A 12,699-nucleotide genomic window follows, 5' to 3' on the forward strand; every position below is an offset into this window, starting at 1 on the left:
CCAGAGGGCGACCCGCGAGGGTCGCCCTTTTTTTCGTCTATCTCAGGCCGCGATGCCCTTGTTGGGATTGAGCAGGAACTTCTCGCCCGTCGCCTGCTTGCCGTAGACGCCGATCGCATCGAGCTGCAGCGCCTCGGTCAGCGAGACCTCGCGCGTGTAGCGGCTCGCGAAGGTGGTCTTGAGCTCGGCCACCACGCGTGCGCGCAGCCGCTGCGTGCCTTCGGCGCCGAGCTTCTGCAGGAACGGGAACAGCAGCCAGCCGCCCATGCCCCAGGCCATGCCGAAGTTGCGCACGAACTCGGTCGGGCCGCGGTCGAGGCCGCCGTAGATGTAGACCTGCTTGTGCGTGGTCGAGCCGTAGCGGCTGTATTCCTTGGCGGTGCGGTTGAGCGCCGCTTCCATGCAGCCGAGGATCTGGCCCGCGAGCTTGCCGCCGCCGGTGGCGTCGAAGGCCAGGGTGGCGCCGGTCTCGACCAGGGCCTGCGTGAGATCGTCGAGGAAAGTGGGCGAGGCGGCGTTGCAGACGTACTTGGCGCCGAGGCCGCGCAGCAGCGCTTCCTGCTCGGGCTTGCGCACGATGTTGACGAGCGCGATGCCGTCCTTCTGGCAGATCTTGTTGAGCATCTGGCCGAGGTTGGAGGCGGCTGCCGTGTGGACCAGCGCGGTGTGGCCTTCGCGCTTCATGGTCTCGACCATGCCGAGCGAGGTCAGCGGATTGACGAAGCACGACGCGCCATCGGCCGGCGCGGTGCCTTCGGGCAGCTCGAGGCATTGCGCGACGGCCACCGCGCGGTACTGCGAGTACATGGCGCCGCCGATCGCGGCCACGGTCTTGCCGAGCAGGGCCTGGGCCTCGGGCGACGAACCGGCCTTCACGACCGTGCCCGCGCCCTCGTTGCCCACGGGCATCGACTGGTCGAGCCGGCCCGCCATCGCGGGGCGCGCGCGCTCGGGCACGGTGGCGGTGACGACCGGGCGCTCGGCGCTGCCCGAGGCCTTGGCGGTCGCCATGTCGGCGGCACCGAACAGCAGGCCGAGGTCCGAGGGGTTCATCGGCGAAGCCTCGACGCGGATCACGACCTCGTGGGCCTGCGGTTCGGGGATGGGTTCGTCGTGCAGCGAGAGTTCGAGCTCGCCGTTCGAACGGACGAGCGAGCGCAGTTGGAGTGCCATGGCGGATGCCCCTTGTGAAGCGGATGAAGCGTGTGCGGAAGGTGGGTGCGACCGGCCGCCGGGGGCCGGCGCGGGCCAGTATAGGAGCGGGCCGCGAAGCCTGCTGGCGCGTTCAGGACAGCCCTGGAACCACTGGCACGGCCGGTGCCTGGGCCAGCGCGTGGCGCATCTTCTCGGGGTTCACGCGCTCGATGTAGCGCGGGATGTTGCGCCACAGCGTGTGGTAGCCGTAGCCGCCGCGCAGCATCTCCTGGCGCGCGGCCTCCTTGTTCCAGCCCTGCAGCGCCATGCGGTAGACGGCGGAGACGACGCCGGTGCGGTCGGCGCCGTGCATGCAGTGGATCAGCACCGGCCCGTCGTGCTCGGCCGCGAGGATCGCGCGCAGCGCGCGCTGCACCTTCGCGTCGTCGATGTCCCAGGTGTTGATCGGCACGCGCACCAGCCGGATGCCGCTGCCCGCGAACACCTCCCGGTCGTCGTTGAAGGAACGCAGGCTGACCACGGTGCGGATGCCGAGCGAGCGCAGCGCCGCCACGTCCTTCGCGCGCGGCTGGGCGCTGCGGTAGAGCGTGGGCGTGAGGCGGTGCAGGTTCTCCACGCCCAGCGCGTCGAGCGGATCGGCCCAGTGGCCGGGCCGCTCCACGGGCGCGGCCTGCGCCTCGCGCTGCGCCCGGCGGGCCTCGCGCATGCGGCGCACGATGTTCGCGCGGCTCATCGGCGCGGCCAGTGCCGGCGCACCAGGATCAGCGCGGCGACCGCGAGGCCACCCCAGTAATCGACCGGCGCGCCCCACATCCAGTGCTTGTGCCAGAAGGCCTTGGTGGGGTTGAAGTTGTCCCAGCCGAAGGCCGGGTTGATGAGGAACCAGAGGAAGTCCTCGCAGACCCAGAACACGATCAGGCCCGCGAGCGCGAGGCCCCAGTCGCGCAGCTTCCAGCGGCCCGAGAAGGCCAGCGGCGAGAAGAACACCAGCGCCATGAAGGTGAAGACCCAGGCGTGGTAGCCGGTCATCGCGCGGCCGCCCCAGAAGATGTCGAGCCAGATGCTGTTCTCGATGCGCCAGGTCGGCAGCGAGGTGGCCCAGCCGGCGCCGCCCTCGATCTGGATCTCGGCATTGGCGAAGAAGAAGGCCATGGTGACGACCCAGAGCAGGTACACCAGCGTGCGGCCCACGGTGGGCTTGTCTTCGTTTCTCCAGCTCATGCCGAGGGCCCCAGCACGCGATCGAGCACCGCGCGCGCGGCCCGTGGCTTGCCCAGCGCCTTGCTGCGCTGGGCCATATGGGCGAGCTTGGCCGGATCGGCCATCAGCCGCGCGACCTTGTACTCGAGGCCGATGGCGTCGTAGGCGAGCCAGCCCGCGCCTTCCTCCATCAGGAAGCCGGCGTTGTGCTCCTCCTGGCCGGGGATCGGCGAGATCAGCAGCATGGGCTTGCCGAGCGCGAGGCATTCGGAGACCGTGAGGCCGCCGGGCTTGGTGACGACGAGGTCGGACGCGGCCATGAGCTTGTGCATCTCGTTGGTGAAACCGACGGCCACCACGCGGCCCGGATGGCGCGCCGCGAGGGCCTGCAGCCGGCCGTGCATCTCGGCATTGCGGCCGGCCACGGCGATCACCTGGAAGCGGCCGCCGGGTTCGTCGCCGGCGCCGAGCGCGAGCACGCGCTCGACCATGCTCGAGAGATCGCCCACGCCGGCGCCGCCCGAGACCATCAGCAGCACGGGCCGCGCGGGATCGAGGCCGAGCGCGGCGGCGCAGGCGTCGCGTTCCAGCGCATCGGGTTCGGAGAAGGCGGGCATGACGGGAATGCCGGTGACGTGGATGCGCTCGGGAGGGATGCCGCGCGCGCGCAGCCGGAACGCGACCTCCTCGGTGGCCGCGAGGTAGCCGGTCATGCCCGGCACCAGCCACATGTTGTGCAGGTCGTAGTCGGTAACCTGCAGCCACACCGGATACTCGATGCGCCCGCGGTTGCGCTCGCGCATCAGCAGCTCGGCCGGCAGGAAGTGGGTGCAGATCACCGCATCGGGCTTCTCGCGCCGAATCTCGCGCACCAGCGCGACGGTGCTCAGCCGCTCGATGCCGCGGCGCATGCGCTGCGAGGGCGCGTGGTGCGGCGTGACGTCGGTGCGCTGGTGCAGGTACGACCAGAGCTCGGGCGCGCGGTTCACGAGCTGGATGTACCAGTCGGTGTAGACCTTGCGAAAGCCCGCGGGCACGTGGGCCATGGCGTCGATGTGGACCGCCGGGCAGGGCGGGCTGAGGGATTGGGCGGTGGCGGCGAGGGCCTGGGCGGCCCGCACGTGGCCGTTGCCCGCGCTCACGCTGAGGATCAGGAGTTTGGTCATGTGTTCGGCGGTCTGCGCGGATTATGGCGAGGGCTTGTGGCAGTGCGGAATCGGGGGCCGGGGCGCCGGGCTGGGCTCACGCCGACGGTGTGCTCCCCTCCGCGAATGTCCCCCGCCCTTCGGGCTCCTCCTTGATTTCGCTGCGGGGAGCACACCATCGACGTGAGCCTGGACACGGCGGTAGAACCGGCCGCACAACCAGAACGCGTCTCGTGCACAGGGCAGTGGGTGCTTCCCGCAGCGAAATAAAGGAGGAGCCGAAGGCGGGGGACATTCGCGGAGGGAAGTACCCGATGCCCTGTGCACGCGCCCCCGGCCGCAACAAAGAGTCAGAGCGGCGCCCGAGAAGTAACCAACCTCCCCACCCCAGAAGCAGCCAGCCCCCGTATAGCCTCGAAGCCAGACTCCCGAACGATCCGCCCGTTTTCATACACGGTCTCGAGCAGATCCACCTGCCCAGGCTCCAGAACTTGCTCGGCACGTTGCGTACGCACTTCGCCATCGGCGGAAGCCGCCAGCACCAGCCGCCCCTTCTTCGAGGTCTTACTCGTGTCGCCCACGGGTGCCTTGTAGACGTCGCGCCATTCGCCGTCGACCTGCATCGCCGAGCACTTCATCGCCCATTGCATGGTGTCGCGGTTCACCTGCTGCAGCAGCCCGCCGCCCATGCCGAAGGCGATGTTCTCGGCCGAGAAGCCGTTGTGGAAGAAATTGGACAGGCACAGCCGCAATGAATCGAGCGTCACCCCGTCGCCCTGGATGATGCGCACGTTGTTCAGCACCCGGAAGCCCTTGGCGTTGGTGGTCGTGCCGAAGCGCTCGGCCAGGATCTGCGCCACCTTCAACGTCGTCTCGGCCGGGTCGCCCGAGTCGGGGCGCACCACCAGCGTCGCGCCCGAGCGGATCACCTGCTCCCGCAGCGCATCGCCCCACAGGCGAGCACAGGCATTGAAGATGTCGTAGCTGTCGCTCACCACCGCGAAGATCGAGCCCGGCTTGCCGAACTGCGCCACCATGTTGCGGTAGGCATCGGCCTCGTGCTCGCGGCCCCAGCCCGTGATGGTGCTGTGCTCGGCCGCGGGGATCGAGAAGCCCGCCACGTCGCAGTCGTAGTAGCGGCGCGCGGCCATCAGCGCGCTCAGCGTGTCGGTGCCCATGAAGTTGACGAGGTGCGCCATGCCGCCGAGCGCGGCCGACTCGAGGCTCGAGACCCCGCGCGCGCCGAAGTCGTGCAGCTTGAACGCGATCTGGCCCTGCGGATCGTCGCAGGTGGCCTCGAGGTAGCGCAGCAGGGTGGTCTTGGCCGCGGCCGAGACCGTGGCCACGGTGGTCGGATACCAGATCGCGCGCAGCAACTCGGTCTCGAGGAAGCTCGTGACCCAGAAGAACTCGGGGTCCGTGTTCTCGATCGTCGCGAGCACGTTGTGCACCGGCAGCACGCTGCCCTCGGGCACCGCGCGGATGCGCACCGGCATCAGCCCGCCGTGCTTCTCGATCAGCCGCAGCCAGCCTTCGCGGTTGAAGGGCTCGCCGTGCACCGCCATCAGCGCGGCGGCCTCGTCCACGTCGTCGCGCGTCACCGGTGTCTGCAGATATTCGCGCAGATAGGCCTGCAGTCCGAAGAACAGCGAATGGCTGAAGAGCCCGCCGCGCGACTCGATGTAGCTGAACACCGTCTGCGTGCCCGGCGGGTATTGCATCCAGTGCGACACCTTGTAGGAGTCGGTGCGCAGCAGCAGGTTGCTGCCGAGGGAGGGAGAGAGCGTGCGGTTCATGTGAAAGCTCCTTTCACGGTGGCACCCGTCAACCGGGGCCGTTCTTGCCGACAAGGCTTGGGCCAGGTTCTCTCAGGACTTGCCCAGGCCACCCAGGAAATGATTGGCGATGAAGAAGTGGTCTTCGTAGACCCGCTCCTGCATGCCGAGGAATTCGGCGATCGGCACCCAGCGCACCGCGGCCGCGTCGTCGTCGGCGCGCACGTCCGACAGGCCCGCCCACTGGTTGTGCGCGAGCTCGAAGAAGAAGCCGTGCGTGATGGTGCGGCCGCGCTGCGAGCGCTCGGGCGCGTCGAACACGTGGCTGCCCTTCATGCTGCCGTGGAGCACGGGCACCGGCACCTTGAGGCGGGTTTCCTCCTTGAGTTCGCGCACCGCGGCATCGAGCAGCCGCTCCTGCTGGCCCACGAAGCCGCCGGGCAGCGCCCAGGTGCCGCGCCCCGGATGGAACTTGCGCTGCACCATCAGGATGTGGCCGGCCTCGACCACCACCGCGTCGACCGTGGTGTAGATCGGCGGGAAGTCGCTGCCCGCGTAGCGGTACTTGTCGCGGTAGTCGGCGAGGAAGGCGCGCTCCTCGCAGAGCTCGGCATAGTCGGCCGTCGAGGTAAAGCGTTCGAGAAAGGCCGCGCTGCCCTCGGGCAGATCGGCGCGCGCGAGCTGGCCGCGGTTCTCGGGATCGAAGTAGAGGTTTCGCACGTCGGTGGCGTTGAGGCTCTCGACGTTGTGCTGGCCCACGAACTCCCAGTGCGGGAACAGCTTGAGGTAGTAGCTGGAGGCGTCCTTGAGGTGCCCCACCAGCGCGACCCTGGCCTGCGCGGGCGCGAGGCCGTCCTGCAGGATCAGCCGCTCGACCGCCGACTGGATCGACGCGATCCACAGCTGGTCGTTGTAGGGCGAATCGCCGACGCCGACCACGCTCACGCGCATCTGGTCGCCGCCGCGCAGACAGGCGCGCACCATGCGTTCGCGTTCGTCGAAGGTGAAGGGGTTCTTGACGCTGCGCGGCGTGCGGTCGGAGCCGACCACCACGATCACGCGATCGGCCGCGCGGGCGGCTTCCTCGATGAGTCTCTGGTGACCGAAGTGGACGGGCTGGAAGCGCCCGATGACGATGGCGTAGTGGTACTTGCGTGCGGTGCTCATTTGGGAATCCCCCAAAAAGGGCGCGATCAACTCGCGCTTGCCGCCACGATAGCACCGGCCTCGCATGCGGCGCAAGCCGGACAAAAGGCTTACGCCCTGCGCGCTGGCGATAATCGGCCATGCCCGCGCCTCCTCCTTCCAACGGTCCGTCCTCCTTTCGCCGCGCACCCGCGCCGCAGTCCGCGCAGGCCCCGGCCGACGGCCCCATGCGGCTCAACAAGCGCATGGCCGAACTCAAGATCTGCTCGCGCCGCGAGGCCGACGAATGGATCGCCAACGGCTGGGTCAAGGTCAACGGCAAGCCGGCCGAGATGGGCGTCAAGGTCACGCCCGCCGACCGCATCGAGATCGACAAGGCGGCCAAGGGCCAGCAGGCCAACCAGGTCACCATCCTGATCAACAAGCCCATCGGCTACGTCAGCAGCCAGGCCGAGGACGGCCACGAGCCCGCGGTCACGCTGTTCACGCCCGCCAACCGCTGGGCCGAGGACAACGCGCGCTTCTTCTTCAACCCGCAGCAGCTGCGCGGCCTCGCGCCCTGCGGCCGACTCGACATCGATTCCATCGGCCTGCTGGTGATGACGCAGGACGGCCGCGTCGCGCGCCAGCTGATCGGCGAGGACTCGACGATGGAGAAGGAGTACCTGGTGCGCGTGGCCTACCACGGCCTGGGCCAGCCCGCGCCCACGGGCCAGCTGGTGCGCATGGACGACGACGACCCGGTCACGACCAACGTGCAGGCCGTGTTCCCGCCCGCCATGCTCGCCAAGCTGCGCCACGGCCTGAGCCTCGACGGCCAGGCGCTCAAGCCCGCGCGCGTCGAATGGCAGAACCCCGAGCAGCTGCGCTTCGTGCTGACCGAAGGCAAGAAGCGCCAGATCCGCCGCATGTGCGAGCTGGTCGGCCTCAAGGTGGTGGGGCTCAAGCGCGTGCGCATCGGCAAGGTCATGCTCGGCAACCTGCCGCTGGGTCAATGGCGCTACCTGGCACCGCACGAGAAGTTCTGAGCCTGCGCGCGCTGAACCGCGCCACGCTGGCGCGGCAGATGCTGCTGGCGCGCCAGCGCCTGCCGGTCGCGCGGGCCATCGAGCGCCTTGCGGGACTGCAGGCGCAGGCACCCAATCCGCCCTACGTCGGCCTCTGGAGCCGGCTGGAGGATTTTCCGCGCGAAGCCCTGACCGAGGCGCTGCGCCGGCGCCGCGTGGTGCGGCTGTCGATGATGCGCGCGACCCTGCACCTGGTGAGCGCGCGCGATGCGCTGGCCTGGCGGCCGTTGCTCGATGCGGCGCACCAGCGCGGCCTGCTGGGCAACCACAAGCGCGCGCTCGAAGGCGTCGACCGCGCCGAGGCGCTGGCCCTGGGCCGCGCACTGCTCGACGAGCGCGCACGCACCAGCACCGAGCTCGGCCAGGCCTTGCTCGAACGCTGGCCCCGCAGCGAGCCGGCCTCGCTCGCCGGGCTGATCCGCAACAACCTGCCGCTGGTGCACCTGCCGCCCGCGGGCAGCTGGAATTCGCACCAGAACGCGCTGCTGCAGCGGCTCGGCGCCTGGCTCGGCAAGGAGGAAGAAGAGGGCGCTGCCACGCGGGACGACCTGCTGCTGCGCTACCTCGCCGCCTTCGGCCCCGCGACCCTGGCCGATGCGGGCGCGTGGTCGGGCCTCACGGGCTGGAAGGCCGTGGCCGAGCGGCTTGGTACGCGGTTGCGCCGCTTCGAGGGCCCGCAGGGCGAAACGCTGTTCGACCTGCCGCGCGCGCCGCGTCCCGACGAAGCCACGCCCGCGCCGCCGCGCCTGCTCGCCGAGTGGGACAGCCTGCTGCTCGCGCACGAGGACCGCGGCCGCGTGCTCGACGAGGCGCATCGCCCGCGCGTGTTCACCATCAACGGCATCGTGCGCGGCACGGTGCTGATCGACGGCTTCGTCGCCGGCACCTGGAAGATCGAGCGCGCGAAGGGCGCCGCCACCGCCGTGCTCGAACCCTTCGCGCGCTGGCCCGAGGCCGGGCGCGAGGGCGCCGGGCAGGAGGCGCTGCGCCTTCTGGCCTTCGCCGCCGACGCGCCCGGCGAACGCCATGCGGTGCGCGTCGCGCGGCCCGCTGCCTGAGCGGCGCCTGACCCCACGGCGCGCCTGGCGCCTAAGCACCGTCTAAGTATTCGCCCCTAGTCTGCGCCACGGCGCAGGCACTACCGATCATCCCGTTCGCGTGCTACCTTGCGGCCCGGACCCGACGCCCCCTGGCGCACGGCCGCGCCGCAAGGCGGTGCGGCGCTTTCTGCGTGAATTGAGGAGTCGCTGCGATGCGCGTTCTGCTGGTGGAAGACGATGAAATGATCGGGCGCAGCCTGAAACAGGCGCTCGAGGGCGCGGGCTGGTCGGCCGACTGGGTGCGCGACGGCGAGCTCGCGCAGAGCGCGCTCGGCGACGGCGGCTACACCTGCGTGCTGCTCGACCTGGGCTTGCCGCGCCAGGATGGCACCGAGGTCCTGCGCCGCGCGCGCGAGCGCGGCGATGCCACGCCGGTGCTGGTGCTCACGGCGCGCGACGGCCTCGACGACCGCATCCACAGCCTCGATCTTGGCGCCGACGACTACCTGCTCAAGCCCTTCGAATTTCGCGAATTGCTCGCGCGCATGCGCGCCATCGTGCGCCGCCGCGACGGCGCCGCGCATTCGCTGGTGGGCAGCGGCGCGCTGCAGCTCGACCTCACGACGCGCGAGGTGGTGGTCAACGGCAACCGCGAGGCGCTGACCGCGCGCGAGTTCGCGCTGCTGCATGCGCTGCTCGAACGCCCGGGCGCGATCCTCTCGCGCGAGCAGCTCGAGAACCGCATCTACGGCTGGGGCGAGGAGGTCACGAGCAACGCGATCGACGTGCTGATCCACGGCATGCGCCGCAAGCTCGGCGCCGAGTCGATCCGCAACGTGCGCGGGCTCGGCTGGCGCGTCGCCGCGTGAGCGCCGGCAAGGGTGGCTGGCGCCGGCCGCGCTCGCTGCGCACCCAGCTGCTGCTGTGGCTCATCACGCTGCACCTCGCGGCGGCGGTGCTCACGGCCTGGTTCTCGTTCCTGGCCTACGGCAACCTAGTGCACAACGCGCTCGACGACCAGATGCGGCTGGTGGCCGAGTCGTACGCGGGCGGCGACCAGTCGCGCACGCCGCGCCTCGTGAACAGCGACGCCGTGCTCGAGCGCGGCGCCTTCGTGGTGCAGATCTGGAGCCCCGACGGCAGCCGGCTGCTCAGCAGCTCCTGGCCCGACCTGCCGATGCCGCTGCAGCCGCGCCCTGGCTTCGGCGACCTGCGCACCGGGCCGCAGGCCTGGGCCCACTGGCGCGCCTTCACCGCCGAGCCCGGCACGCATGCCGACCAGCGGCGCGTGCAGGTGCTGCAGAACGAGGACTACCGGCGCCGGCGTGCCCTGCGCCGCGCGCTGCTCGAGGGCCTGCCGATCACGCTGCTGCTGCCGGTGGCGCTGCTCGCGCTGTGGCTGATCGTCTCGGCCGCCTCGCGCTCGCTGCGCGCGGTGGCGCGCGACGTGGCCTCGCAGGACGAGCGCAGTCCCACCGACCTGCCGCTGGCGCGCGTGCCCGACGAGATCGCGCCGCTGGTGGCCTCCTTCAACCATCTGCTGGGCCGCGTGCGCAGCGCCTTCGCCACGCAACGCCGCTTCGTGCAGGACGCAGCGCACGAGCTGCGCACGCCGATGGCCGCGATCGGCCTGCAGATCGAGAACCTGCGCGCCCACATCCCGGCCGGCGAGGCCACCGAGCGCTTCGTGCAGCTCGAGGCCGGCGTGACGCGCGCGCAGCACCTGATCGAGCAGCTGCTGAGCCTCTCGCGCCAGGACGCGCCGCGCCGTGCGATGGCGCGCGAGGCGGTCGACATCGAGGTGCTGCTGCGCGAGAGCGTGAGCCAGCTCATGGTGCTGGCCGATGCGCGCCAGGTCGACGTGGGCTTCGAGGGCAGCATCGCGCCCGTGGTGTTCGCGCCCGCGGCCGAGCTGCGCAGCGTGTTCGACAACCTGATCGACAACGCGCTGCGCTATGCGCCCGAAGGCGGCGTGGTCGACGTGAAGCTGCACGCGGTCGATGGCCATGGCGTGGTGGACGTGCTCGACAACGGGCCCGGCATTCCGGCCGATGCGATGGCGCGCGTGTTCGACCGCTTCTTCCGCGTGCCGGGCGCGGCCGCCGGCGGCAGCGGGCTGGGGCTCGCGATCGCGCGCACCGCGGCCGAGCGCAACGGGCTGCGCATCGAGCTCAGCAACCGCGAGCACGGGCGCGGCCTGCGCGCGCGCGTGCACCTGCCGGCCGAGCCCGAGGCGGCGGCGAAGGCGTAGCGAGGCCCTCACGCGGCGCGAAGTTTTTGCTCAGTGCCCGCTGAGACTCCAGGCCTAGAGTGATCTCCAGGGCCGAGGGGCCGCATGTCGCGGCCGTCGCGAGCCCGCATTCAAGGAGTTCGCCATGCAGATCGCATTCCTCTCTTCGCGCCGGTTCGCCCTCATCGCGGGCGCGATGGTGGCGCTGGCCCCGATGGTGGCCGCGCAGGCCGACGAGGCCGACGGTTCGGAGCACGCGTTGCAGTTCCAGTCGCAGCGCTCGCGTGCCGACTTCGCGCGCGATGCCGCCCAGGCCTCGCAGACCGCGACCGCCTCGCCGATGCTGTCGCAGGAGACCGCGCCGCCGATGGAGCGCGCGCAGCCGGGGCTCACGCGCGAGAGCGTCAGCGCGCTCGCGGCGCAGGCCGAGCGCGAGGGGCGCATTCCCTATGGCGAGCTCGGTGCCGCCGGCGAATGAATGCCTTCGTGCCCAGTGCGGCGCGCGCAGTAGGAAATTCGGCCAACGTCGGCGAAGTAGTCTTCAACGCCCGCTAAGGCCCTCGTAACTCTTTACTCACGCTGCCCTCAGTCGGCCTGCATAGAGTGCGTTCAGGCCTGCCGCGCGCCCATCGGCGCCGGCACGAGGCCGGGGACAACTGTGACCAGGAGAACACGCATGCGCACTTCCTTCAAGCTTCTCGCCGTCGCCTCCTTCGCCGCGCTCGCGGCGACGGGCGCGATCACCGCATCGGCCCAGGAAAAGATGGACGGTTCGGACTACCACCCGCTGCAGATGAATTCGCCCGCCAGCGCCGAGATCCAGGCCGCGGCCATGGCCGCCGCGCGCCCGAGCGGCACCGAGTCCATCGGCCAGTCGACCAGCGCGCCCGCGATGAATTCGGTGACGCCGGTGTCGGACATCCAGGCCGGCGCCTACGCGGCCTCGCATCCGAGCGGCACCGAGTCGATCGGCCAGTCGACCTCGGCGCCGCTGGTGAAGTCGGCCACCGGCAGCTGAGCGACCGGCGCGTCGGCACGACGAAAAAAGGGGGGAGGCAGCGATGCCTCCCCCCTTTTGTCGTTTGCGCGCCGCGCGTCGTTCAGAGCGCGCTGTCGCTGCCGCTTCCGCTGCCACCGTTGCCGCGCAGCCGCAGACCGCGGTAGATCAGCGCGCCGATCACGGCACCCGCGATCGGCGCCACCCAGAACAGCCACAGCTGCTCGATCGCGTAGCTCGGGCCGAACAGCGCCACGCCGGTGCTGCGCGCCGGGTTCACCGAGGTGTTGGTGACGGGGATCGAGATCAGGTGGATCAGCGTGAGGCACAGGCCGATGGTCAGGCCCGCGAAGTTCTGCGCCGCGCGGCGGCCGGTGGCGCCGAGGATCACGACCAGGAACACGGCCGTGAGCACCACCTCGATCAGCAGCGCCGACACCAGGTTGTAGCCGCCCGGCGAATGCTCGCCATAGCCGTTGGTGGCGAAGCCGCCGAGCTGCGCGCCGGCCTTGCCGCTGGCGACCAGGTAGAGCAGGCCGCCGGCGGCGATCGCGCCCAGCAGCTGCGCCACGATGTAGGCCGCGAGCTGCGCCGGATTGAAGCGCCCGGCCGCGGCGAGGCCGATCGAGACCGCGGGGTTGAAGTGGCCGCCCGAGATCGGGCCGAGCGCATAGGCGCCGGTCAGCACGGTGAGGCCGAAGGCCAGCGCGACGCCCGCGAAGCCGATGCCCAGTTCCGGGAAGCCCGCGGCGAGCACCGCGCTGCCGCAGCCGCCGAAGGTGAGCCAGAAGGTGCCGATGAATTCGGCGGCCCATTTCTGCGGTGCACTGAAGTCCCTGCGTTCCATGTTCGATGTCCTCTCTCTGATGTTCTCGATGTCAACGAAAACGCCGGGAAGGCCCGGCGCGCGCGGATTCTGAAACGGGAAACGAAGGGGAAACGTT

13 protein-coding genes are annotated in these 12,699 nt (G+C 70.5%); 6 read left to right on the forward strand and 7 right to left on the reverse strand.

What is annotated here, in order from left to right; genetic code table 11:
- Window positions 1-42 precede the first annotated feature (42 nt).
- The 6 genes from KV106_RS31595 to KV106_RS31620 form a co-directional block, all read right to left on the reverse strand.
- Window positions 43-1,173: a zinc-binding dehydrogenase gene (locus tag KV106_RS31595; RefSeq protein ID WP_057593558.1), complete on the reverse strand. Its 1,131-nt coding sequence runs from the start codon at window positions 1,171-1,173 to the stop codon at window positions 43-45.
- A gap of 112 nt (window positions 1,174-1,285) precedes the next feature.
- Window positions 1,286-1,888 (reverse strand): dual specificity protein phosphatase family protein, encoded by a 603-nt coding sequence (locus tag KV106_RS31600; RefSeq protein ID WP_261215176.1) that lies wholly within the window; start codon window positions 1,886-1,888, stop codon window positions 1,286-1,288.
- Window positions 1,885-2,376, reverse strand: a complete 492-nt coding sequence (locus KV106_RS31605; protein WP_057593557.1) for a hypothetical protein — start codon at window positions 2,374-2,376, stop codon at window positions 1,885-1,887. Before KV106_RS31605 ends, KV106_RS31600 begins: the two co-directional genes overlap by 4 nt.
- Window positions 2,373-3,521, reverse strand: a complete 1,149-nt coding sequence (locus KV106_RS31610; RefSeq protein ID WP_093355200.1) for an MGDG synthase family glycosyltransferase — start codon at window positions 3,519-3,521, stop codon at window positions 2,373-2,375. Before KV106_RS31610 ends, KV106_RS31605 begins: the two co-directional genes overlap by 4 nt.
- A gap of 329 nt (window positions 3,522-3,850) precedes the next feature.
- On the reverse strand, window positions 3,851-5,296 hold the full coding sequence (locus KV106_RS31615) for a nicotinate phosphoribosyltransferase (RefSeq protein WP_261215179.1): 1,446 nt from the start codon (window positions 5,294-5,296) through the stop codon (window positions 3,851-3,853).
- A gap of 72 nt (window positions 5,297-5,368) precedes the next feature.
- Window positions 5,369-6,442, reverse strand: a complete 1,074-nt coding sequence (locus tag KV106_RS31620) for a bifunctional nicotinamide-nucleotide adenylyltransferase/Nudix hydroxylase (protein ID WP_261215180.1) — start codon at window positions 6,440-6,442, stop codon at window positions 5,369-5,371.
- 206 nt (window positions 6,443-6,648) lie between these two features.
- On the opposite strand from KV106_RS31620, the gene KV106_RS31625 reads away from it, so the two are divergent.
- From KV106_RS31625 to KV106_RS31650, 6 genes are all read left to right on the forward strand, one after another.
- The gene (locus KV106_RS31625) at window positions 6,649-7,449 is read left to right on the forward strand and encodes a pseudouridine synthase (protein ID WP_057593553.1); all 801 of its coding nucleotides are present in this window, start codon (window positions 6,649-6,651) and stop codon (window positions 7,447-7,449) included.
- Window positions 7,416-8,546, forward strand: coding sequence for a winged helix DNA-binding domain-containing protein (locus KV106_RS31630; protein ID WP_261215182.1), 1,131 nt, complete (start codon window positions 7,416-7,418; stop codon window positions 8,544-8,546). The genes KV106_RS31625 and KV106_RS31630 overlap by 34 nt, the downstream gene beginning before the upstream one ends.
- A 194-nt stretch (window positions 8,547-8,740) precedes the next feature.
- Window positions 8,741-9,397 carry a response regulator gene (locus KV106_RS31635; RefSeq protein WP_057593551.1) on the forward strand — a complete coding sequence of 219 codons (657 nt, stop codon included), beginning with the start codon at window positions 8,741-8,743 and terminating at the stop codon, window positions 9,395-9,397.
- Window positions 9,394-10,779 (forward strand): sensor histidine kinase, encoded by a 1,386-nt coding sequence (locus KV106_RS31640; protein ID WP_057593550.1) that lies wholly within the window; start codon window positions 9,394-9,396, stop codon window positions 10,777-10,779. Before KV106_RS31635 ends, KV106_RS31640 begins: the two co-directional genes overlap by 4 nt.
- Window positions 10,780-10,903: 124 nt before the next feature.
- Window positions 10,904-11,236, forward strand: coding sequence for a hypothetical protein (locus KV106_RS31645; protein WP_261215183.1), 333 nt, complete (start codon window positions 10,904-10,906; stop codon window positions 11,234-11,236).
- Between the two features lie 198 nt (window positions 11,237-11,434).
- The gene (locus tag KV106_RS31650) at window positions 11,435-11,776 is read left to right on the forward strand and encodes a hypothetical protein (protein ID WP_057593548.1); all 342 of its coding nucleotides are present in this window, start codon (window positions 11,435-11,437) and stop codon (window positions 11,774-11,776) included.
- A gap of 82 nt (window positions 11,777-11,858) precedes the next feature.
- Here KV106_RS31650 and aqpZ read toward each other — a convergent pair whose 3' ends face one another.
- Window positions 11,859-12,602, reverse strand: coding sequence for an aquaporin Z (gene aqpZ / locus KV106_RS31655; RefSeq protein WP_261215185.1), 744 nt, complete (start codon window positions 12,600-12,602; stop codon window positions 11,859-11,861).
- Window positions 12,603-12,699 lie beyond the last annotated feature (97 nt).

Origin of the sequence: Variovorax endophyticus, from assembly GCF_025376855.1 — a bacterium.
Taxonomy (GTDB): Bacteria; Pseudomonadota; Gammaproteobacteria; order Burkholderiales; family Burkholderiaceae_C; genus Variovorax.

Coding starts and splice junctions, on each gene's coding strand:
- KV106_RS31595 (WP_057593558.1), bottom strand. CDS start 1,173: ATGGCACTCCAACTGCGCTCGCTCGTCCGTTCGAACGGCGAGCTCGAA.
- KV106_RS31600 (WP_261215176.1), bottom strand. CDS start 1,888: ATGAGCCGCGCGAACATCGTGCGCCGCATGCGCGAGGCCCGCCGGGCG.
- KV106_RS31605 (WP_057593557.1), bottom strand. CDS start 2,376: ATGAGCTGGAGAAACGAAGACAAGCCCACCGTGGGCCGCACGCTGGTG.
- KV106_RS31610 (WP_093355200.1), bottom strand. CDS start 3,521: ATGACCAAACTCCTGATCCTCAGCGTGAGCGCGGGCAACGGCCACGTG.
- KV106_RS31615 (WP_261215179.1), bottom strand. CDS start 5,296: ATGAACCGCACGCTCTCTCCCTCCCTCGGCAGCAACCTGCTGCTGCGC.
- KV106_RS31620 (WP_261215180.1), bottom strand. CDS start 6,442: ATGAGCACCGCACGCAAGTACCACTACGCCATCGTCATCGGGCGCTTC.
- KV106_RS31625 (WP_057593553.1), top strand. CDS start 6,649: ATGCGGCTCAACAAGCGCATGGCCGAACTCAAGATCTGCTCGCGCCGC.
- KV106_RS31630 (WP_261215182.1), top strand. CDS start 7,416: ATGGCGCTACCTGGCACCGCACGAGAAGTTCTGAGCCTGCGCGCGCTG.
- KV106_RS31635 (WP_057593551.1), top strand. CDS start 8,741: ATGCGCGTTCTGCTGGTGGAAGACGATGAAATGATCGGGCGCAGCCTG.
- KV106_RS31645 (WP_261215183.1), top strand. CDS start 10,904: ATGCAGATCGCATTCCTCTCTTCGCGCCGGTTCGCCCTCATCGCGGGC.
- KV106_RS31650 (WP_057593548.1), top strand. CDS start 11,435: ATGCGCACTTCCTTCAAGCTTCTCGCCGTCGCCTCCTTCGCCGCGCTC.
- aqpZ (WP_261215185.1), bottom strand. CDS start 12,602: ATGGAACGCAGGGACTTCAGTGCACCGCAGAAATGGGCCGCCGAATTC.